Genomic DNA, 18,983 nt, shown 5'->3' on the forward strand with positions numbered 1-18,983 from the left:
CTCTTTAAAATTTTAACCCGTTTCAACGAAGAAAGAAGGAAATGAATATGAGTCAAAGTGTTTTCTTACCAAATTATACCATTGGAACAGATGCGTATGAAAAAGCAAATGGAATCGTCAAAGAATATGGGACAAAAGTAGTGCTGATTGGAGGGAAGACTGCACTTTCAAAGGCAGAAAACAAAATAAAAGTAGCTTTGACACAGGAAATAGAGGTTGTCGCCAGTCTCTGGTACGGGGGTAATTCAACTTATGGAAATATTGAACAGTTGATCCAGCATGAAAGTGTCCAAAAAGCAGACGTCCTGTTTGCAGTCGGTGGTGGCCGTGCTTGCGATACTGTAAAAGTCATTGGTGAAAAACTAGCTAAACCAGTCTTCACCTTTCCCACTATTGGTTCGAACTGTTCGCCCGTCACTGCGGTATGTGTCATCTATAACGAAGAAGGCGTAATGGACGGACTCTTCTTTCCTTCAAAACCACCTGTACACACCTTCATTGATACAGCAATTATTGCCGAAGCACCTGATAAATACTTATGGGCAGGTATTGGCGATGCTTTATCCAAAGAAGTCGAATCTACTTTTTCTGCTCGTGGCGATGATCTAGGCTACACGGATAGATTAGGAATCCAAATCGGAAAAATGTGCATTGATCGTCTCTTGACTTATGGTACGCAAGCATTGAAAGATAGTGCCGACGATCGTCCCTCATATGCAATTGAACAAGTCGTTTCGGATATCATTGTTACTACCGGATTGGTTTCTGTTTTAGTTAACAATAACTATAATTCTGCTATGGCACACTCATTCTATTACGGTACGACTGTTCTAGAAAAAATGGAGGGATACCTTCACGGAGCATCTGTCAGTTATGGTGTACTGACCTTATTGATGATGGATCAGCAGTTCGATTTGTTTGATAAAATCTATGTGTTTATGAAAAAGAACCAACTTCCAGTATCGTTAACCGACATGAATCTCAATGTCACGACCGATTTAGAAGCAATCTTAGATAAAGCCATGGCAACAAATGATATTAAACATGTGCCTTATGAAATCACCCGAGAAAAATTTAAACAGGCCATTCTTGACGTAGAAACTTATCATGCTACACAAGAAAGCCAGCAAGGATATAAGAAAATCAGTTAAATAATTGCTAAAACCCCCATCAAGCAGGCTGTCATCAAATTGAGGACATTTCTTTGCTTGATGAGGGTTTTTCTTGTCAAAAAAAGCTTTATAGCTTTCGCTATAGAATCTTTTCTCTTATTTAAGTTGAACAGTTCCTTAATTAAGAAAACTGCTCCTTTTATGGTAATTGAAAAAACGAGTAGGATACGATTATTTGGCAACTGTTTTTTTCATTTGCTTGCTTCGCAATTGTCCGCAAGCTGCATCAATATCTGTACCATGTTCTTTACGTATCACACAGTTTACGCCGTTTTTCTTCAATACATCATAAAATCTCAATACATCAGCTTTTGGACTGCGAGAATATTGATCATGTTCACTGACTGGATTATATGGAATCAAGTTGACATATGCTAATTTTTTCTTATCTTTTAATAGATCTGCTAATTGTTGCGCATGCTCTGGTCTATCATTTACTTGATTCAACATGATATATTCAAACGTGATTCGACGGTTTGTTTTCTCTAAATACTCATCCACAGCTTCCATCAATTTCTCAATTGGGAAACTTCGGTTGATCCGCATGATCGATGTTCGCACCTCATTATTCGGCGCGTGCAAGGAAATAGCCAGATTGACTTGCAAGCCGTTATTAGCGAATTCCTTGATTTTGTGTGCTAATCCACTAGTGGAAACTGTAATGTGCCGAGCACCAATTGCCAATCCTTTGGCATCATTGATGATATGCAAAAAGTCCATTACATTGTCGTAATTATCAAATGGCTCACCGATCCCCATTACAACGACATGTGAAACGCGTTCGCCAAGATTGCGCTCATCAAAATAATGTTGGACCATCATGATCTGTGCAACAATTTCTCCAGCAGTCAGATCACGGTTCTTTTTGAGCAGCCCGCTTGCACAAAACGTACAGCCGATATTACATCCTACTTGTGTCGTCACACAAACTGACAAGCCATATTCTTGTCTCATCAGTACAGTCTCAATCATGTTTTTATCAGGGAGTTCAAACAAATATTTTACTGTACCATCCGAAGCTTCTTGGACGACCATCTGTTTTAGAGGATTGATGATAAAATGCTCCGATAATTTTTCGATCAATTGTTTCGATAGATTCGTCATTTCTGTGAAATTACTTACACGTTTTTGATACAACCATTCCCAAACTTGGGCAGCTCGGAATTTTTTCTCGCCGTTTTCTATAAACCAATTGATTAATTCTTCATTCGTCAAGCCATAAATGGACTGTTTTTCCAAAGTATTTTCCCTCTTTTTCTCAAAGTTTCGCTACATACTATACATGATTCATTTCCTTAATGCAATACTTCACAAATAAATCGAATAGAACTTTAATCTCACAAAAACTAAAAAGACAAGACATCATACCGTATTAGAAAAGATGGAAAAAAACCATTTTTTCTTTTGGTATCATCATGCCTTGTCTTTTTATTGGTTATTCGTTTTTCAACCCTTCATCACACAAGTTTTACATGTCATTATCGTCCGGCAACGTTTCTGATGTTTCTTCCTGCTCAATGAATACTTTCCGAGGCTTGCTTCCTTCTGACGGGCCAACAACTCCATGAGCTTCCAGTTCATCTACTAAACGTGCTGCTCGGTTGTAACCGATCCGAAATCTTCTTTGGAGAAGGGAAATACTTGCCGTTTGCATTTCAACGACAAGTGCTTTTGCTTCTTCAAACAGCTCATCTTGTGGCTGTTCTGGAGCACCTGTCGTTTCAACTTCATCTGTCGGCATCATTTTCTCTTCATAATGAGCTTCTTGCTGATCTGTAACAAATTGAACGACCCGTTCTACTTCGTGGTCAGAAATGAATGCTCCTTGCACACGGATCGGTTTATTCTCACCCATTGGCAAGAATAGCATATCTCCTCGCCCTAAGAGCTTTTCTGCCCCATTAGAATCAATGATCGTCCGAGAATCTGTACCGCTTGATACCGCAAATGCCATTCTGGAAGGTACATTTGCTTTGATGATTCCTGTGATAACATCCACACTTGGACGTTGAGTAGCTAGGATCATATGAATCCCCGCTGCCCGAGCCATTTGCGCTAAACGAATAATCGCATCTTCAACTTCATTGCTGGCTACCATCATCAAATCAGCTAATTCATCTACGATCACTACGATGAATGGTAAGGTTGGATGTTTCGTTCCGTTTTCCAAGTTTTTCTGTTGAACAAATTCATTGTAACCAGAAATATTTCTTACTCCGGTTGCCGCGAATTTTTCATATCGTTCTTCCATTTCTTGTACTACTTTTTGTAAGGCTTGCGCTGCTTTTCTAGGGTTCGTCACGACCGGCGTCAACAGATGAGGTATGCCGTTGTACATATTCAATTCAACCATTTTCGGATCGATCATCATCAGTTTTACTTCATGGGGCTTAGCACGCATTAATATACTTGTGATAATCCCATTAATTGCTACTGACTTCCCACTACCAGTCGAACCAGCCACGAGTAAGTGAGGCATCTTCGAAAGATCAGCCGTTTGTACCCGTCCAGAAACATCACGTCCTAAAGGTACTTCTAGTAATTTATCTGGGTGGTTTGGTTGTGCTTCGATGATTTCTCTAAAGGAAACCATACTGATCTTTCCATTTGGTACTTCAATACCAATCAGTGATTTACCTGGAATCGGTGCTTCCATCCGGACATCTTTCGCCGCTAAAGCAAGCGCGATATCATCTGTTAAGTTCACAATTTTACTTACTTTTACCCCTACAGCCGGCTGGACTTCGAATTTTGTGACGGATGGTCCTAAGCTGGCTTTGACGACCTTGGCATCGACACCGAAACTTTGGAAAGTTTGTTCTAATACGCCGATATTTTTTTCAATTTTTTTATACTCATCACTTTGATCCACAGTTGGTATAGAATCAAGCAAATCAACTGTCGGTAATTCATAGTCTTGATTTTCCTGTTCTGCTTCAATCTCAAATTCTAATGAGGTACCGTCATCCTCTGGCAACTCATCTGAAAAACCTTCTGCTGTATTGGTCTGTTTTGGTGTATCTGGTACTGGTTTCTCTAGATTCGCAGGATGGATATTTTCTTGAAAACTGTCGATTGGAACAAAACTTAGCTGCTCCGGCTCTGTATTTTCTGGTTCCTGCCATTCATCAGCAGTATTTTCCCTTTGCTGGCTCACCGCTTTTTTCTTCTCATATTCTGCAGCTTCTTTTTCTGCAGCTTCTTTTGCAGCTAAGCGCCTTGCTTCTTTCGCTTCTGCGCGCTGTTTCATTCTCTCTTCCTTTGCCGCTTGCTTTCGAGCTTGCTTGGCAGGATCACCTTCCAATAATTCCTGTACTCGTTCTCCAATTGATTGGATACCATTTAACAGCTGATAGCCTTCCAGATTACTGAACAGGAATGCTCCTCCTGCCAGTAATAGCACTGCTGCTAAATAACTTCCAGGCTGTGCAATCAAGAAGTAAGTAAAATGATAAAGGATTGCTCCAATCATCCCACCACCAACGTTATTGTCTACTTGACTTTGTTTTATATCACTGGCTAACAAATCCCATGTCGTCCCCATGATATTTGGTTCCCCAGTATGGAGTTTGCCAAATAAATGGGCATGTAACAATAATAAGATACCGAAATAAAAGAGTATGCCGCCAAACCAGCGTCGGTTTTTACCAATTGAAAACTCTGTATTCTTAATGACAATCCAAAATCCTAATACGGCTAATAAAAGACAGAGGATTTGGTAAGTATTTCCTGCAATGATCCGAAAGCCGTTTGCAATCAATATTCCTAAAAAACCTAATTTTAAAAAGCCGAAGACAGCAAATAAAATCAAGGCAAACCCAACACCAATCGTCAGCATTTGTTCCTGCTGCTGTTTTTGCTTTTTCGTTTTTTTCGTCTTTTTCCTTTTTTTAGTAGGCCGTTTCTTTTGTGCCATTTATTATCCCTCATTTCATCAAGTTTCATTATACAAAAAAAAGTAAGGGAACTAAAGTTTTGTTTGAAAGAACTGACGCTTTCTTTCATTTTTCAGCTTATTTTACAGTTTTTCTTAATTTCTAAATGATTTTATCAAGAAAAGGCACGGCCATATCCAGCCGTACCTTCTTGTTTTAAGTATGTGAACTAAAGGTTCTCTCCATTTTCTTCAATCAGTTTTTGGTACCAGTAATAACTGTCTTTCTTATATCGTTCCAAAGATCCTTCTTGTGTTTCGTCTTGATCAACATATACAAATCCATATCGCTTTTGATAACCGTTCAGCCAGCTAAGCAAATCTGTATAAGACCAGGTGCAATAGCCTAGGACTTCTGCTCCATCCGAAATTGCTTCTTTGATGGCTTTGACGTGGCTTTGTAAGTAATTGATTCGATAGTCGTCATGGATTTGTTTATCTTCTGTCAACTTGTCATACTCTCCTAAGCCATTTTCCGTAATCAGTACCGGCATGCGGTAACGGCTTGTGATACGACGCAGTCCGATCCTTAATCCTTCTGGGTCAATCTCCCAGTCCCAATTTGTTCGTTCGACAAATGGATTCTCAACTTTTTTATACATTCCAGGAACTCCAGTTTCTTCTGATGAACCTTTTTTTCCTGTCGTATTCATTTTTCCAGCACCAACTCCGTTTAATGGATTGAATGCATTCGTCGCCGTTTGATAGTAATTGATCCCAAGAAAATCTGGTTTAGCAGATTCTAGCAATTCTGCATCGCCAGCTTCAATCGTTGGTGCCCATCCTTTTTCTTCTAAGAACCTCATGGCAGCAATCGGATATTTTCCCCACATATAGACATCCATCCAATAATTGGCCATCAGGTCTTCTGCATTTTCAGCAGCCAGAACATTTTCAGGATTACTGTCAATTGGATAATTTGGCGTATACGCAAAGCTTGGTCCGATTTTTCCAGGCATTTCTAACTCGTGAAATTTATTGATGACAGATGCATTTGCTAAATTAGCAATATGGTTAACTTCATACATTCGTTTCGGGTCTGTCACACCTGGCGGATGTGCTGCTAACAAATAACCTAATGAAGTGAAGATATTTTGTTCATTCAAACTAATCCAGTAATGGACTTTCCCGCGGAATGCCTCAAATAATGTTTCTGCATAATGAGTGAAATCTTCAATGATCTGACGTGATTCCCAACCATTATATTCATCTTGCAATGCTTGTGGAAGATCCCAATGATATAAAGTCAACATAGGTTCAATATCGTTTTCAATCAATTCGTCGATCAATCTCTCATAAAAAGCGAGCCCAGCTTGATTGACTTCTCCTCGTCCATTAGGAAAAATCCGTGTCCAAGCTACAGAGAAGCGGTAAGCTTTCAGACCTTGTTCTTTCATTAAAGCAATATCTTCTTTATAACGATGATAGTGGTCTACTGCCAAATCACCGTTCGTTCCTTTAAATGTCTTTCCAGGTATCCGTACAAATCGATCCCAGACTGATTCTCCTTTCCCATCTTCTTGCCAAGCTCCTTCTACTTGATACGCTGCAGAAGCAGAGCCCCACAGAAAATCTTTTGGAAATGAGGTAAGTTCTTTGTGTTCCATTCATCTCTTCCTTTCCTATAACCTTCAATCGTTCCTCTTTTAGAATAACACGAAACCCCTTCCACAACAAAATAAAATTATGTAAAGGAGGTTGTGAAAAAGTCGCTTAGTTTCGAGTAGTAAGAAAAATTTTGTGAAAATGGCTTTCTACATTTTTGCATAAATTTGGCTTAATACCGAAAAACTGGCTTTTGAACACCGTTTACCAAGAGGTTGTGAGCCTGCCATTCAGCTCCGAGTCACAAGGAGTTGGCAGGAGAACACTGTTTATTCGGAAAAAGGGACTGTGACACGTCTTTTGTCACAGTCCCCTATTTGTTAATTTCTCGGCGTAACATCTTCGCCAAACCATTTATCGGATATTTTTTGGAATTCACCTGTTTTCTCTAGTTGATCTAGGGCTTCATTGATTTTTTTCACTAATGTACTATCTGACTTGCGTGCACCAACTGCAAAATCCTCACTCTCATAAGAACCTTTTGTTATGTTGAAGTCTTCTAGTTCGTTTCTTTGTTTCAAATAATAGTCTGCGTATACTTTATCCATCAGCAGACCATCGACCCGTCTGCTTTTCAGATCGATCAATGCTTCATTAAAACTATCATACAAAACAGCATCTTGGTTTTTGACTATCTCTTTTAATACTTCTGGTTGTTTCGTAAATACATCATAACCAGATGACCCATTTTGCGCACCTAATCTCTTATTATTCATTTGTCCAAAGTTTGTGATTCCTGATTCTTTAGGTGTGATCAGCACTTGATCGTTTTCCATATAAGGTTTTGTAAATTGCACTTTCTTTTCTCTTGCCGGCGTTTTGGAATAGCCGTTCCATATCAAATCGATCGTTCCATTGTTCAGTTCAAATTCCTTCATTGACCAGTCAATGGGCTGAAAGTCTACCGTAATCCCATATTGTTCAAAGACTGCTTTGGCTAAATCAATATCAAATCCTGTGAGCTTCCCGTCTTTATCTCTAAATCCCATAGGAACAAATGTATCGTCTAAACCTATAACGATTTTTTTCTCTTCGTTGATAGTCGCCCAATTATCTGCTGAAGTTTTTTTGTTCGAACAGCCTGCAAAAAGAAGAAGACCTGCGATCAAAGCGAATAGAAAACTGGTTTTTTTCATCTCTATCTTCTCCTTTCTTAATGAATTGGGGAAACTTTTAGTAATTGATCACCGACATTTTCTGCAAATACTAAATCATGGGTGACAATAATTTGGGTTACCCCATCTTCTTTCAATGATAGGATCAAACGCTCGACTTGCTGGCGTAATTCAGGATCTAAAGCACTTGTTGGTTCATCATAAGCCAATACCCGTGGATTCATAGCCAATGCTCTGGCAATCGCTACCCGCTGTTTTTGTCCGCCAGAAAGCTGATAAGGATAGATATTCAATAAATCACTAATCCCTAATGAAGCCGCTAATTCTTCTGCTTTTTTGGTGTATTCTTCTTTTGTCTGTTTCAATACCATTTTTGGTGCTAAGGTAATGTTTTCAAAAATATTCAGATGTGGAAATAGCTGGAAGTCTTGGAATACGACTCCTACAACTTGTTCTTTCATTTTAAGCTCGAATGGGTTGAACGGTACACCGTCTAAATAAAATTCTCCGCTGTCAGAACTTTCTAAGCCAGCCAAGATACGTAAAAGCGTGGTTTTACCGCCACCGGAAGGACCTACGATAGCTAATGTTTTCCCATCTGGAATGATTAGATTCAAATCTTTGATTATTTTTTTTTCACCAAATGCTTTGTTCACTTTCTTCAATTCAATCATATTTCTTCCTCCTATCAGTTAGCGGTAATAATTTAATTTTCCTTCAACTTGTTTCATTATGATTGTTAGAATACCAGTCAATGTAAGATAGATGATTGCCACGCCTAGCAAAGGCAGTAAAGTCGCGTCGCGTTCCATCGCGATTTTCCCAGCACGCATTACGTCACCTAAACCTAATATATAGATCAAGGAAGAATCTTTGACCAAGTTGATAACTTCATTCCCTACAGAAGGTAAAACAATCTTTGTCACTTGTGGGATGACGATTTTCGTCACCGTTTGAAAGGGACTTAATTGCAAAACTTGCGCTGCTTCATATTGACCTTGAGGAATCGATTGTATCCCTCCACGAAAGATCTCTGCAAAATAAGCTGCATAGTTTAAGATAAAGGCAATGAGTGCTGCTTCGAAACGATCAAAAACGATCCCAATCGTCGGCAACCCATAAAAAATAAAAATCAGTTGCAACAACAGCGGTGTTCCCCGCATAACCCATACATATGTTTGAAGCAAGTAGCGTAGCGGCTTAAAATGCAAAGACAATCCTAATGCTAAAACAATCCCTAATGGTAATGAGCCAATCAAGGTAAATAAAAATAATTTCAATGTTGTGAGTGCTCCTACTAATAATTGCGGCATAACTTCAATCAAATACTCCATCTTCTTTTCCTCCTTTAAAATAAAAAAATCCTCTTGGCAAATGCCAAGAGGACGTATTATACGTGGTTCCACCTCTGTTTATTTTTTCCTTGCAGAAAAAACCTCACACAGTCGTTGCCGTTCAGATGAAAACAAAAAGTCCTTTGATCCGAAGATCAAAGGACGTTAATCACGTGGTTCCACCTTTTTTTACCGACTCCTCACGGAAAAGCCAGCCTTATCTGGTCATCTAGCAACGACCGCAGCTGTAACGGGCTCCCCGGATTTTCCTACTATACGCTTCAGAAAATCGACTCCAAGATGTGTTTCACGGTTAACTGCTGCCTCTTTCCACCAACCAGAGACTCTCTAAAAACACCTAACGGCTACTCTTCTTTTCGATGTCATTTGTTTTAACTTTACGTGTAATTTACATGATTATTTTTCATTTGTCAACTCTTTTTTATGATACACTAATAAAAAAAGGAGGGTGATGCGCGATGAGTCGTGCAACCGAACAAGAAGCTTATGAACTACTAAAAAAACTGGGTATCTCTTTTCAAAAAGTCGATCATCCTGCGATTACGTCAGTCAAAAATGTCCCTTTTTCCCTACCTGGTCCGCAAGTAAAAAATCTATTATTGAAATCAAGAAAAGGAAAACAAATCTATCTTGTCATCTTGCCTGATGAAAAGCACGCCGATTTAAAACAACTAGCTGAACAATTAAAAGAAAAGCGCTTATCTTTTGTTTCTGAAGAACAGCTTCCTGACCTCCTAGGCGTTCCAGCAGGTACAGTGACTCCATTAGCATTGATGCACGACAAAGAGAAAAAAATCCAAGTCGTGATCGATGCTGCTATTGATCGTCAAGATACCGTAGGCTTTCATCCAAATATCAATACCACTACGTTGATTATGGATTTTTCCGACTTTGAAAAGATACTTGTTTACTTAGAACATCTGCCAGTTTATGAAAATTTGTAATGATAGAGTAGTTTTCTTATTTCCCAATTCAAGCGTCTTTTTCTTTATTTAGCACAAAATATATCAGAAATTCTTTTGGCCAATCAAACAATGTAACAACTAGTATGAACGCTGAAAACTAATACGAGTATTCTTCCATAGTTAGCCAAATCCATATTTATTGATTCTACGAAAAAAGAAGCATATATAAAAATGCTTCTTTTTTCGATTATAAATCGGAATTTTATTCTTTTGATTTCAGTCATATTTAACAAAAAATATTATATTCTAACTAAACTTTTTTATATTTTTGTAAGAATATCCCAGCACAGATAGTTACTATCAATAAACCAATGATTACAGCAAAACTAGATTTTTTACTACTTGTTTTAGGAAGAATGCTTTTTGATTTATTTGTTATCTGTTTAGGTACAGCTCTCTTACTAATATAATTGCTTCTTTGTTCGCTGGATTCTCCTGTATGAGCAAATATTTGCAATTTTTGAGAGAATAGATTTCTAATTTTCTCTCTCTCTGTCTTCTCTGGAAAATTTTTCCACGGTGTTATATGGCTACCTGGTATAGATATATTTGTTTTTTCCGGTGTATAACTGTTTTTGATGTTATACCCGTCAATCGTCGTACTGTATTCGGGCACGTTGTCTTCCGTTACAGTATAGATGATTTCTTGCCCGTCTCTGTATTTTGGCAGATTTGTGAAACGATAGCGCCAATCATCTTTTTCACTTACTTCTTTGTGTTGGATCGGTTGACCGTCGGCTAATAGATTTACTGTGATCGTCGTCGGTCGTTTGCCGTCTTGGTTCTCATTGTCTTCCCATGTTTTTTGTCCTGAGACTGAAATGACTTCTTTATTCTCATTTGTAACGACTAGCCCGTTTTCAATTTTTTGATAACCTGAAGGGACATAATCATTTCCGTTTTGATCTACTTCTTGCACTTTAAACGTATATTCGTTTCCACTATCATCATACTGTTGGATATCTTCCCAAGTCACTGAAGTTATTCCATTGTCTAATCGTTTTGTTTCTGCATCAGGAACTGGTTCCCAATTGTTTGTACTTGCTCTGAATAATTTAAAATAAATACTCGGTCTTGGAGTGGTTCCACCGTTCCAAATTTTAGTTGCTGTGATGTTCGTAACCTTTTTCTTGTTATAAATAGGTAAACTGACTCCCTCTGTATCATTTTCGTTTATGGAGAATTTGAGTTCATTTGAACTTAGTGGATCAAAATCAATCCAATTGGGTGCTTCTTTTTCTTTTACAACATAGTCTCCTACTTGCAGGCCTTTGATACTAGCTTCTCCCTGTTCATTCGAAGTCAACAGGATACTAGACTGTCCTTGAATAGGCTGTTCATCTGCTCGTCTTAATTCGAAAGTCACATTTGGGATACCAATCTCTGTGTCATTGATATATTTGAAAATCTTCAATTCGCCTCTAACTGTACCGTTGACTCCACCAGAAGCTGAAATATTTTTAACTGTATGATTGAAACTTTCTCCATCAACAGCAGGTTTATTAAATTCTTTAAACCAAGCTTCCGAATGATTCTCAAAATTTATTTGTTCTGGGTTTTCTATGATCGTCTTATAACTCACCATTATTTTCCTAAGATTGACAAAGTTTTTTGGTATAGTTATTTCAATGTAATTATCAGTTACTGAAAAATTAAATGTAGCGCTGGGGAAATCTTGTAAAAATTGTTGGATTCCCTCTTCTCCTCTATAAACCTTCTGTTCACCTAAGTGTATTTGATTAATTTCAAACGTACTTGGATCTAATCTTTGTCCACTTTGGATTTCATCACTGATTTTAACTGGTTGTTCAACATAAGTGCCGTTATTGTTAATATTCAAAAACCATCGAATGTGCTTAGTATCTTCAGGTAGCATGTCTCCTGTTTTATAATAAAAAACGCTAGAAGAAGAACCAGAAGCTGGCTTTGTCACATTTACAGTAGCTGTTTTATCACCGCTCGTCACGGTGAATGGTCCCGTATTTTCTTCACCGGTATCGGTTACGTTTCTGGCCTGTATCTCAAATTGCCCCCAACCTTCTACTGAGTCTAGGTTTTTAATATTTTCATTAAACACAACCTGCGCAGAATCTTTTCTGACCGTTAAAGTTCCAACATTTTTATTTTCAATCATTAATGGGATTTCTTTTTGGAATCCTTCACCGCGAATATTTCCTTCACTTGGCCAATTGATCCAAAGATAATCACCTGGTTGGATATTTTGTTTTTTTTCGTCAAACGAGAATTTTACTTTTATGTTTCCTCCATCTGTAATATTCGTTGGGTCCACGGTCAACGAAGTGACATTACTGCTGATATCTCTGCCTGCATCCGCATAGACATGAACAGGAATCAGTGATGTTATATTAGTAATAATAAATAACATTGATAAAATAATATTTCTACACTTTTTCATTTTTTCTATCTCCCCTATTTTAACTAAAAATAAAACCTACTATATCATCTCTCAAAAATCCTTTCTTCAATTCCTCCCCCACTCATTTCCAATCTTTTAACTAAAAAATTGATAGTTATTTTACAAATATTTATAAAAAATAAATATGCCAAAAAACTGTTTTTACAAGGTTTTTCCTAATGTAAATTATTTTTTCGCATATATTCATTTTATTTTACTTATTGCTTTCATTTTTTCAATCTATATTTCCAATTTTTAACTTACAAAAATGCAACATTAATAAATAACGATAGTTTCATAAAATACACTTTTAATTAACATTATTAGTTTATACTAGCTGTTTTTGTGTTAATTAAAGGATAAAATACAATATAAAGAAACATCTGTTTCTTTATTTAGAATAAAAAAATACAGACTCTGTTCAAATAAATGAACCTAGCCTGCATTATGAGATTGACTATACTTTTTAATTCATTGAGATGAATAACTCGTTTTTATAAATGCCCAAAAGTAATCGGTGCCGAAGCCATTCCTCGACCTAATTCTTTTTCAAATTTTCCTATTGTTGATATCTCCATATAAAACGGTGATACTGGTTTAGACAATTCTCCCCTGATTGCTAACGGACGTAAACTACGTTCCAAATTATTTATGACTTTAGGATAATACTGACCTTTTTCTAAGCCTGTCTTTGCGTCTATCAAAAGTATACGTTCCTTTTCTTTGATCTCTGGATTTAAAACGAGATCATATAATTTTAGTACCATGTTTTCTATTTCTTCACTTTTAGACATCACGATTTCCTCCCAAAAATATATTTCTTCCCACTACATTCTATAAACAAAGTATACGCTACATCTAGATTTTTTTAAATCATTACTGGATTGTTAAAACCTTTCAATACACTGTTATGGCAACGATTTTTATTTTAAAAACATTCTAAATTAAATCAGTAAAAATTTTTATTCTAAGATTTTTATTAGAATTACGCCTAATTTGTGTCTCTCAGGGCAATTCTAAGAACGTTTCAAGAGATAGCGACACTATCGTTATCGAAAAAGGCGAAAACCTATCTCATTTTCTGCTAATGTAAGTTGGTTTAGCTTTTGTTAATATGACTTTATGAAAATGGAGGTAATTAAATATGATTTTTCCTAAAGTTAATGAAGCAAGCTTGAATAAAGGATCCTTTTTTCATATCTATGAAAACGAAGATTTTGAACTGTATAATATCCTTTCACAAAAAGAGGTCATCGAAAACCAAATAATCTGCCATCCAATTATTTACAAATCTATTTTCAAGTATGCATTTTTTGCTTCCAATGATTTTCAAAGAATGGAGATTACCGACTGTATATTCGAAAACTGTGATTTTTCAGGCTGTATATTGACAAAAAGCATGTTGCATCGCGTGAAATTTGTCAATTGTAAATTAACAGGTACTAAATTGATGGAAAGTTATATTGGGAACACGTTATTCGAGAATTGTAAAATGGACTATGTAAATTTATCTGGTTCAAACATAAAAGAAAGTACCTTTGAGCACTCTGTCTTATCAAGCGCAGATTTTGTAGACTGTTCCCTCACTAAAATAATGTTTTCTACTAATGATTTAGAAAATGCTAGCTTTTTTGATACTGATTTAAAAAATATCGATTTAAGTAGCAACTCCTTTGAAATGATTGAAGTACGCTCGGAACATCTAAAAAATTGTACGCTTAATCAGTTGCAAGCACTTGGTTTTGCTAGAAAATTTTTACAAATAAAAGTAGTATAATCAAAATGAATATATAAGATAAATTTTTAGCAATACAAATATCCATAAAAAAACATTGCCTATTTTAACTCTTCATGTATACTGACTCTATCTTCAAAAACTGAATAGTAGGAGTTATTATCATGAATAACATTTTAGGAAAAAAAATAGAACTTAAAAAAGGGATATTGGGCACTATTGTCGTTGTACTCGGTTTGTTAGGGTTGCTATTTGCGCCATCCATTATTAGCATTTTTTCTTTAACTATCACTGGATTTATAGCATTTACACTTGTTTTTGGTAAAAAAGATACGAAAAAAATGTTCTCGAAACCTGTCGCTCCTGTCAAAAATATAGCCAAATATTTTTTTATCAATGTAGTAATCAGTGCCGCAGTCTCGGTATTTTTGCAACAAATTTTGAAATGGGGTTTAACAGGCAATCCAATAAATGAGGCTTTCAGCCCGTTATTATTTATTATTTTGCCTATCATGATACTTGGAGAAGAATTGTTCTCAGTGTATTTTCTCGCTATTTTTTCTAGTAAGTTCAGCATTCCTGTCGCTAGTTTCTTGTCAGCAATCATCTTTGGATTTATCCATTACAGTACTTATGATAATGGAAATATTTTACACACTGTAGCACACATCCTTTTGATACAAGGGGTGGCAAGATTGTTATTCAACCAAGCTGCCATTAAAAGCAACTCGATCATTACAAGTTGGGCAGTTCATGTGATATTTGATTTCACAGCTATATTGCTAGTCGTTTTATTCTCCTAAATTTTTATAGAAATAATACATGCTCTATTGCTAAGAAAGCATACTTTATTTCCTTTAAACAAAAAGACAGATGTATCAATGGATTAAAAATCCTTGATATATCTGTCTTCTCTTTTAATGCCAGCTATAGGGATCGAACCTACGACCTACGCGTTACGAGTGCGTTGCTCTACCAACTGAGCTAAGCTGGCCTTATCCAAAAGAAATTATATACTCTATTTGGCTGATTGTAAAGAGTCCGATGGAAAATTAGTTTAATTTCATGATATTTTTCATAAAACGTGGTATAATTGATGTGAAAGGCAGGTTTTATGAAAATGGCAACTTTTGGAAAATTTGATACAACTATCGTACCATCGGAAATTGGTGAAAAATTCAAGATCAATACTCACGTAATGTTCACAATTCACGGCAAGTCGCAAACTGGAACGATTTCAAAGCAATTGAAAAATTCCGCTGTTGTTGAGATTGATGAAACTGCAGAAAATGCGAACTTGATGACGCAAAGTAAGGGTGTAGTAATCGTTAACTACAAAGAACTAAAAAAGATTTGAATTTGACCATCTCTGCATTTTTGGGATGGTTTTTTTATATGCAAACGAAAGCTGTGAAAAAGCTGTTCTGCATCAAACGTTAAAAATGACCAAAAAAGGATGTGACAAAAGTTGTGTCACACCCTTTTTCGTATTTACTTATTTTGTACCAAACAAACGGTCACCCGCATCCCCTAGTCCAGGAACGATATAACCATGTTCATTCAATTTTTCATCTAGAGAAGCTGTATAGATGTCAATATCAGGATGCGCTTCTTGCAAAGCTTTTACTCCCTCAGGTGCTGCTACCAAACAAACAAATTTAATGTTCGACGCGCCACGTTCTTTCAATGCATCGATTGCCATGATTGCTGATCCGCCTGTTGCCAACATTGGATCTACTACAAACAACTGACGTGCATCAATGTCTTCTGGAAGTTTGACGAAATATTCATGTGGTTCCAATGTTTCTTCATCTCGATAAAGACCGATATGTCCCACTTTAGCAGCTGGAATCAATTCCAAGATACCGTCAACCATTCCAATACCTGCGCGCAAGATTGGAATAATCGCTACTTTTTTACCAGACAACGTTTTTTGTGTTGTTTCAGTGATCGGTGTTTCGATCACGATGTCTTCCAATGGCATATCCCGTGATACTTCATATGCCATCAACATAGCGATTTCATCGACTACTTCACGAAAAACCTTTGTTCCGCAGTTTTTGTCCCGAATAATAGTTAGTTTGTGTTGAATCAATGGATGATCGATCACTTGAAATTTGCCCATTTTTTAAGCTCTCCTTTGTTCTGTCGTTTCTTTTTAATTGTAAAACAAAATCAAGTGATTGACTAGTCAAACTCGCCATTTTTCCTAAGAAAATCCGTTTTTGAAAAGAAGTTTTCCTGCGGACAAGCAAAGCTTATTCTTTTTTCTTGATCCAAGAAGTAGATAATGCCATTGCTGCACGCGTTGCCTTTGTCTGATCCATAGCATTTACCATGACAAAATCATGGATGATTCCTTGGAAGCGTACTTGTGTAACAGGAACCCCTGCATCACGAAGTTTGCGCGCATAAGCCTCACCTTCATCTCTTAATACATCCGCTTCTCCCGTTAAAATCATTGCTGAAGGAAGATCATTTAGTTCATTTATATTTGCTCTCAAAGGCGAAGCTGTGATTTCAGCACGCTCTTCTTCATTCGTCGTATATTGGTCCCAAAACCACATCATTCCTTCTCTTGTCAAAAAATAGTTTTCTCCGAATTCATGATAGGAATCTGTATCAAAATCAGCGTTTGTGACTGGATAATACAGCAATTGCTTGGATATTGGGAGGCCCTTTCGTTCTTTTGTTAAGATCGTCATGACTGTAGCCATGTTACCACCTACTGAATCTCCTGCAACGATTAGATTCTCGAGATCCAGATTTTTTGACTTGGCTAATTTATTCAGCTGTTGCAACACAGCATAATTTTGTTCAATTGCTGTTGGATATTTTGCTTCTGGTGATCGACTATATTCTGGAAAGACAACGACGGAATTCGTACGAACCGCAAGTTCTCTGATCAATTTATCATGGGTTTGAGCACTGCCAAAAACCCAGCCTGCTCCATGAATATAAAAAATAACTGGTAATTTATCCATATTCCCTTCTGGTCGTACGAGACGAATATTGAGTTTTCCCCATTCGCCAGTATCCACCATCAAGTCTTCAATATCGACGGAATATTTGTTCACAGGTGATTCTTGTACTTCTTCTAGTAAAACTCTTCCTTCTTCCGGTGCTAGTTCATAGATACGCGGATGAGGCGCATTTGCATCACTGAATGCTACTGCTTCCTTTTCTAACGAGATACGATCAGTCATGACTTTTCCTCCCTGAGATTTAGTGTGAAGACTAAAATTACACCTCATATACTAGAGAGCATCACCGATATTGTCAAAGAATCCGTTTTCCCAAAAAATAAACAGAAAAGCCCAACATTGAACTTTTCTGTTTACTAATGGAATTTAAATTTTTATTTTTTATGCAACGGAAATTTTTCAGTTAATTCGCGTACACCTGTTTTGACTTCGTCTAGTTGAGCGTTATCATCTTTTGCTTGTAATGCTTTGACAACTAGTTCAGCCACTTTTACAGCATCTTCTTCTTTGAACCCGCGAGTAGTGATTGCTGGCGTGCCGATTCGAATACCGCTTGTTTTGAATGGACTTAGTGTTTCAAAAGGAATCGAGTTTTTATTTACAGTGATATTCACACTGTCCAAAATGCTCTCTGCTTCTTTTCCATTTATACCTAACTCGCGAACATCGATCAACATCAGATGATTATCTGTCGCCCCTGAAATGACTCTGGTTCCAATTGCTTGATTGAAAACTTTGACCATTGCTTTTGCATTGGCGATGATTTGTTCACTATATTCTTTAAATGCAGGATCTAATGCTTCTTTGAATGCTACTGCTTTACCCGCAATCACATGCTCTAGAGGGCCGCCTTGAATACCAGGAAATACCGCACTATTTATTTTTTTTGCTAATGCTTCATCGTTTGTCAAAATCATGCCGCCTCGAGGGCCACGCAATGTTTTATGAGTGGTAGTCGTTGTGATATCTGCATAAGGAACTGGATTAGGATGAAGTCCTGCTGCTACTAATCCTGCGATATGTGCCATATCTACCATCAGTTTTGCGCCTACTTCATCTGCGATTTCTCTGAATTTCGCAAAGTCGATCGTTCGTCCGTAAGCACTGGCACCTGCTACGATCAATTTTGGTTGATGTTTTCTAGCTAAAATACGTACCACATTATAATCAATAACTTCTGTTGTCGGATCAACACCGTAAGCAACAAAGTGATAGGTTTTGCCACTGAAGTTGACTGGTGATCCATGTGTTAGATGTCCGCCTGCGGAAAGATCCATTCCTAAGATCGTGTCCCCTGGTTCTACCAAAGCGAGATAAGCAGCCGTGTTGGCTTGAGAGCCGGAGTGAGGCTGGACGTTCGCAAATTTCGCTCCGAATAATTCTTTTGCACGGTCAATCGCTAAATTTTCAACGATATCGACAAATTCACACCCACCATAATAGCGATGCCCTGGATAACCTTCTGCGTATTTATTTGTCAAGATACTTCCTTGTGCAGCCATCACTGCTTCGGAGACAAAGTTTTCAGAGGCAATCAGCTCCAAATTATGTTCTTGTCTTTCTTCTTCTTTGGCGATCGCAGCCCAAAGATCAGGGTCAAACGTTTTGTAATCTACCACAAACAACAGCTCCTTTTTATTTTCCTACAATTTTATTTTTCCCATCAAAAACAAATTGCCAAATATTCGTATCTCTTCTATTA

The 18,983-nt window shown here is 37.2% G+C and carries 17 protein-coding genes, 1 tRNA gene and 1 other annotated feature; of the genes, 5 read left to right on the top strand and 13 right to left on the bottom strand.

Features of this window, described 5'->3' with window-relative positions:
* Window positions 1-47 precede the first annotated feature (47 nt).
* The gene (locus tag ACIFUW_RS11150) at window positions 48-1,151 is read left to right on the top strand and encodes an iron-containing alcohol dehydrogenase family protein (protein ID WP_002303623.1); all 1,104 of its coding nucleotides are present in this window, start codon (window positions 48-50) and stop codon (window positions 1,149-1,151) included.
* On the opposite strand, the gene ACIFUW_RS11155 is transcribed toward ACIFUW_RS11150, so the two are convergent.
* The 7 genes from ACIFUW_RS11155 to ACIFUW_RS11185 form a co-directional block, all read right to left on the bottom strand.
* Window positions 1,148-1,354 (bottom strand): hypothetical protein, encoded by a 207-nt coding sequence (locus ACIFUW_RS11155; protein WP_002321602.1) that lies wholly within the window; start codon window positions 1,352-1,354, stop codon window positions 1,148-1,150. The genes ACIFUW_RS11150 and ACIFUW_RS11155 overlap by 4 nt on opposite strands.
* Window positions 1,344-2,411: a 23S rRNA (adenine(2503)-C(2))-methyltransferase RlmN gene (gene rlmN / locus ACIFUW_RS11160; protein WP_002293986.1), complete on the bottom strand. Its 1,068-nt coding sequence runs from the start codon at window positions 2,409-2,411 to the stop codon at window positions 1,344-1,346. Before rlmN ends, ACIFUW_RS11155 begins: the two co-directional genes overlap by 11 nt.
* Window positions 2,412-2,640: 229 nt before the next feature.
* Complete coding sequence (locus ACIFUW_RS11165) at window positions 2,641-5,088, bottom strand: DNA translocase FtsK (RefSeq protein ID WP_002289244.1); 2,448 nt, start codon at window positions 5,086-5,088, stop codon at window positions 2,641-2,643.
* 188 nt (window positions 5,089-5,276) lie between these two features.
* Window positions 5,277-6,713 carry a glycoside hydrolase family 1 protein gene (locus ACIFUW_RS11170; RefSeq protein WP_002289243.1) on the bottom strand — a complete coding sequence of 479 codons (1,437 nt, stop codon included), beginning with the start codon at window positions 6,711-6,713 and terminating at the stop codon, window positions 5,277-5,279.
* A gap of 318 nt (window positions 6,714-7,031) precedes the next feature.
* Window positions 7,032-7,847 carry an amino acid ABC transporter substrate-binding protein gene (locus ACIFUW_RS11175; protein WP_002289242.1) on the bottom strand — a complete coding sequence of 272 codons (816 nt, stop codon included), beginning with the start codon at window positions 7,845-7,847 and terminating at the stop codon, window positions 7,032-7,034.
* Window positions 7,848-7,864: 17 nt separating this feature from the next.
* Window positions 7,865-8,500, bottom strand: a complete 636-nt coding sequence (locus ACIFUW_RS11180; protein WP_002289241.1) for an amino acid ABC transporter ATP-binding protein — start codon at window positions 8,498-8,500, stop codon at window positions 7,865-7,867.
* Window positions 8,501-8,518: 18 nt separating this feature from the next.
* Window positions 8,519-9,160 (bottom strand): amino acid ABC transporter permease, encoded by a 642-nt coding sequence (locus ACIFUW_RS11185; RefSeq protein ID WP_002303625.1) that lies wholly within the window; start codon window positions 9,158-9,160, stop codon window positions 8,519-8,521.
* Between the two features lie 155 nt (window positions 9,161-9,315).
* Window positions 9,316-9,550 (bottom strand) — a binding site (T-box leader).
* An 89-nt stretch (window positions 9,551-9,639) separates the two neighbouring features.
* Between ACIFUW_RS11185 and ACIFUW_RS11190 the strand changes: the two genes are divergently transcribed.
* The gene (locus ACIFUW_RS11190) at window positions 9,640-10,125 is read left to right on the top strand and encodes a prolyl-tRNA synthetase associated domain-containing protein (RefSeq protein WP_002289239.1); all 486 of its coding nucleotides are present in this window, start codon (window positions 9,640-9,642) and stop codon (window positions 10,123-10,125) included.
* A gap of 271 nt (window positions 10,126-10,396) precedes the next feature.
* Here the strand turns inward: ACIFUW_RS11190 and acm are convergent, their stop codons facing one another.
* Entirely contained in the window at window positions 10,397-12,562 is a 2,166-nt protein-coding gene (gene acm / locus ACIFUW_RS11195) for a collagen-binding MSCRAMM adhesin Acm (protein WP_002289238.1), read from the bottom strand.
* A 494-nt stretch (window positions 12,563-13,056) separates the two neighbouring features.
* Window positions 13,057-13,356 carry a bacteriocin immunity protein gene (locus tag ACIFUW_RS11200; protein WP_002289237.1) on the bottom strand — a complete coding sequence of 100 codons (300 nt, stop codon included), beginning with the start codon at window positions 13,354-13,356 and terminating at the stop codon, window positions 13,057-13,059.
* Window positions 13,357-13,706: 350 nt separating this feature from the next.
* On the opposite strand from ACIFUW_RS11200, the gene ACIFUW_RS11205 reads away from it, so the two are divergent.
* Together ACIFUW_RS11205 and ACIFUW_RS11210 are read left to right on the top strand one after the other, a co-directional pair.
* The gene (locus ACIFUW_RS11205) at window positions 13,707-14,339 is read left to right on the top strand and encodes a pentapeptide repeat-containing protein (protein WP_002289236.1); all 633 of its coding nucleotides are present in this window, start codon (window positions 13,707-13,709) and stop codon (window positions 14,337-14,339) included.
* Between the two features lie 122 nt (window positions 14,340-14,461).
* A complete protein-coding gene (locus ACIFUW_RS11210) occupies window positions 14,462-15,100 on the top strand; it encodes a CPBP family intramembrane glutamic endopeptidase (RefSeq protein WP_002303626.1) in 639 nt (212 codons plus the stop codon).
* 118 nt (window positions 15,101-15,218) lie between these two features.
* Here the strand turns inward: ACIFUW_RS11210 and ACIFUW_RS11215 are convergent.
* Window positions 15,219-15,291, bottom strand: a tRNA-Thr gene (locus ACIFUW_RS11215).
* A 120-nt stretch (window positions 15,292-15,411) separates the two neighbouring features.
* On the opposite strand from ACIFUW_RS11215, the gene ACIFUW_RS11220 reads away from it, so the two are divergent.
* Window positions 15,412-15,654, top strand: coding sequence for a hypothetical protein (locus tag ACIFUW_RS11220; RefSeq protein WP_002294094.1), 243 nt, complete (start codon window positions 15,412-15,414; stop codon window positions 15,652-15,654).
* Window positions 15,655-15,792: 138 nt separating this feature from the next.
* Here ACIFUW_RS11220 and upp read toward each other — a convergent pair whose 3' ends face one another.
* From upp to glyA, 3 genes are all read right to left on the bottom strand, one after another.
* Window positions 15,793-16,422, bottom strand: a complete 630-nt coding sequence (gene upp, locus ACIFUW_RS11225) for a uracil phosphoribosyltransferase (RefSeq protein ID WP_002294095.1) — start codon at window positions 16,420-16,422, stop codon at window positions 15,793-15,795.
* 133 nt (window positions 16,423-16,555) lie between these two features.
* The gene (locus ACIFUW_RS11230; RefSeq protein ID WP_002303627.1) at window positions 16,556-17,503 is read right to left on the bottom strand and encodes an alpha/beta hydrolase; all 948 of its coding nucleotides are present in this window, start codon (window positions 17,501-17,503) and stop codon (window positions 16,556-16,558) included.
* A 152-nt stretch (window positions 17,504-17,655) separates the two neighbouring features.
* Window positions 17,656-18,900, bottom strand: coding sequence for a serine hydroxymethyltransferase (glyA, locus tag ACIFUW_RS11235; RefSeq protein ID WP_002294099.1), 1,245 nt, complete (start codon window positions 18,898-18,900; stop codon window positions 17,656-17,658).
* Between the last annotated feature and the right edge of the window lie 83 nt (window positions 18,901-18,983).

The organism is Enterococcus sp. PLH-Efm8, from assembly GCF_053011625.1.

Excerpts from the sequence above, each read along its gene's own strand:
- ACIFUW_RS11150 (WP_002303623.1), top strand. The coding sequence starts at position 48 with ATGAGTCAAAGTGTTTTCTTACCAAATTATACCATTGGAACAGATGCG.
- ACIFUW_RS11165 (WP_002289244.1), bottom strand. The coding sequence starts at position 5,088 with ATGGCACAAAAGAAACGGCCTACTAAAAAAAGGAAAAAGACGAAAAAA.
- ACIFUW_RS11170 (WP_002289243.1), bottom strand. The coding sequence starts at position 6,713 with ATGGAACACAAAGAACTTACCTCATTTCCAAAAGATTTTCTGTGGGGC.
- ACIFUW_RS11175 (WP_002289242.1), bottom strand. The coding sequence starts at position 7,847 with ATGAAAAAAACCAGTTTTCTATTCGCTTTGATCGCAGGTCTTCTTCTT.
- ACIFUW_RS11180 (WP_002289241.1), bottom strand. The coding sequence starts at position 8,500 with ATGATTGAATTGAAGAAAGTGAACAAAGCATTTGGTGAAAAAAAAATA.
- ACIFUW_RS11185 (WP_002303625.1), bottom strand. The coding sequence starts at position 9,160 with ATGGAGTATTTGATTGAAGTTATGCCGCAATTATTAGTAGGAGCACTC.
- ACIFUW_RS11190 (WP_002289239.1), top strand. The coding sequence starts at position 9,640 with ATGAGTCGTGCAACCGAACAAGAAGCTTATGAACTACTAAAAAAACTG.
- acm (WP_002289238.1), bottom strand. The coding sequence starts at position 12,562 with ATGAAAAAGTGTAGAAATATTATTTTATCAATGTTATTTATTATTACT.
- ACIFUW_RS11200 (WP_002289237.1), bottom strand. The coding sequence starts at position 13,356 with ATGTCTAAAAGTGAAGAAATAGAAAACATGGTACTAAAATTATATGAT.
- ACIFUW_RS11205 (WP_002289236.1), top strand. The coding sequence starts at position 13,707 with ATGATTTTTCCTAAAGTTAATGAAGCAAGCTTGAATAAAGGATCCTTT.
- ACIFUW_RS11210 (WP_002303626.1), top strand. The coding sequence starts at position 14,462 with ATGAATAACATTTTAGGAAAAAAAATAGAACTTAAAAAAGGGATATTG.
- ACIFUW_RS11220 (WP_002294094.1), top strand. The coding sequence starts at position 15,412 with ATGAAAATGGCAACTTTTGGAAAATTTGATACAACTATCGTACCATCG.
- upp (WP_002294095.1), bottom strand. The coding sequence starts at position 16,422 with ATGGGCAAATTTCAAGTGATCGATCATCCATTGATTCAACACAAACTA.
- ACIFUW_RS11230 (WP_002303627.1), bottom strand. The coding sequence starts at position 17,503 with ATGACTGATCGTATCTCGTTAGAAAAGGAAGCAGTAGCATTCAGTGAT.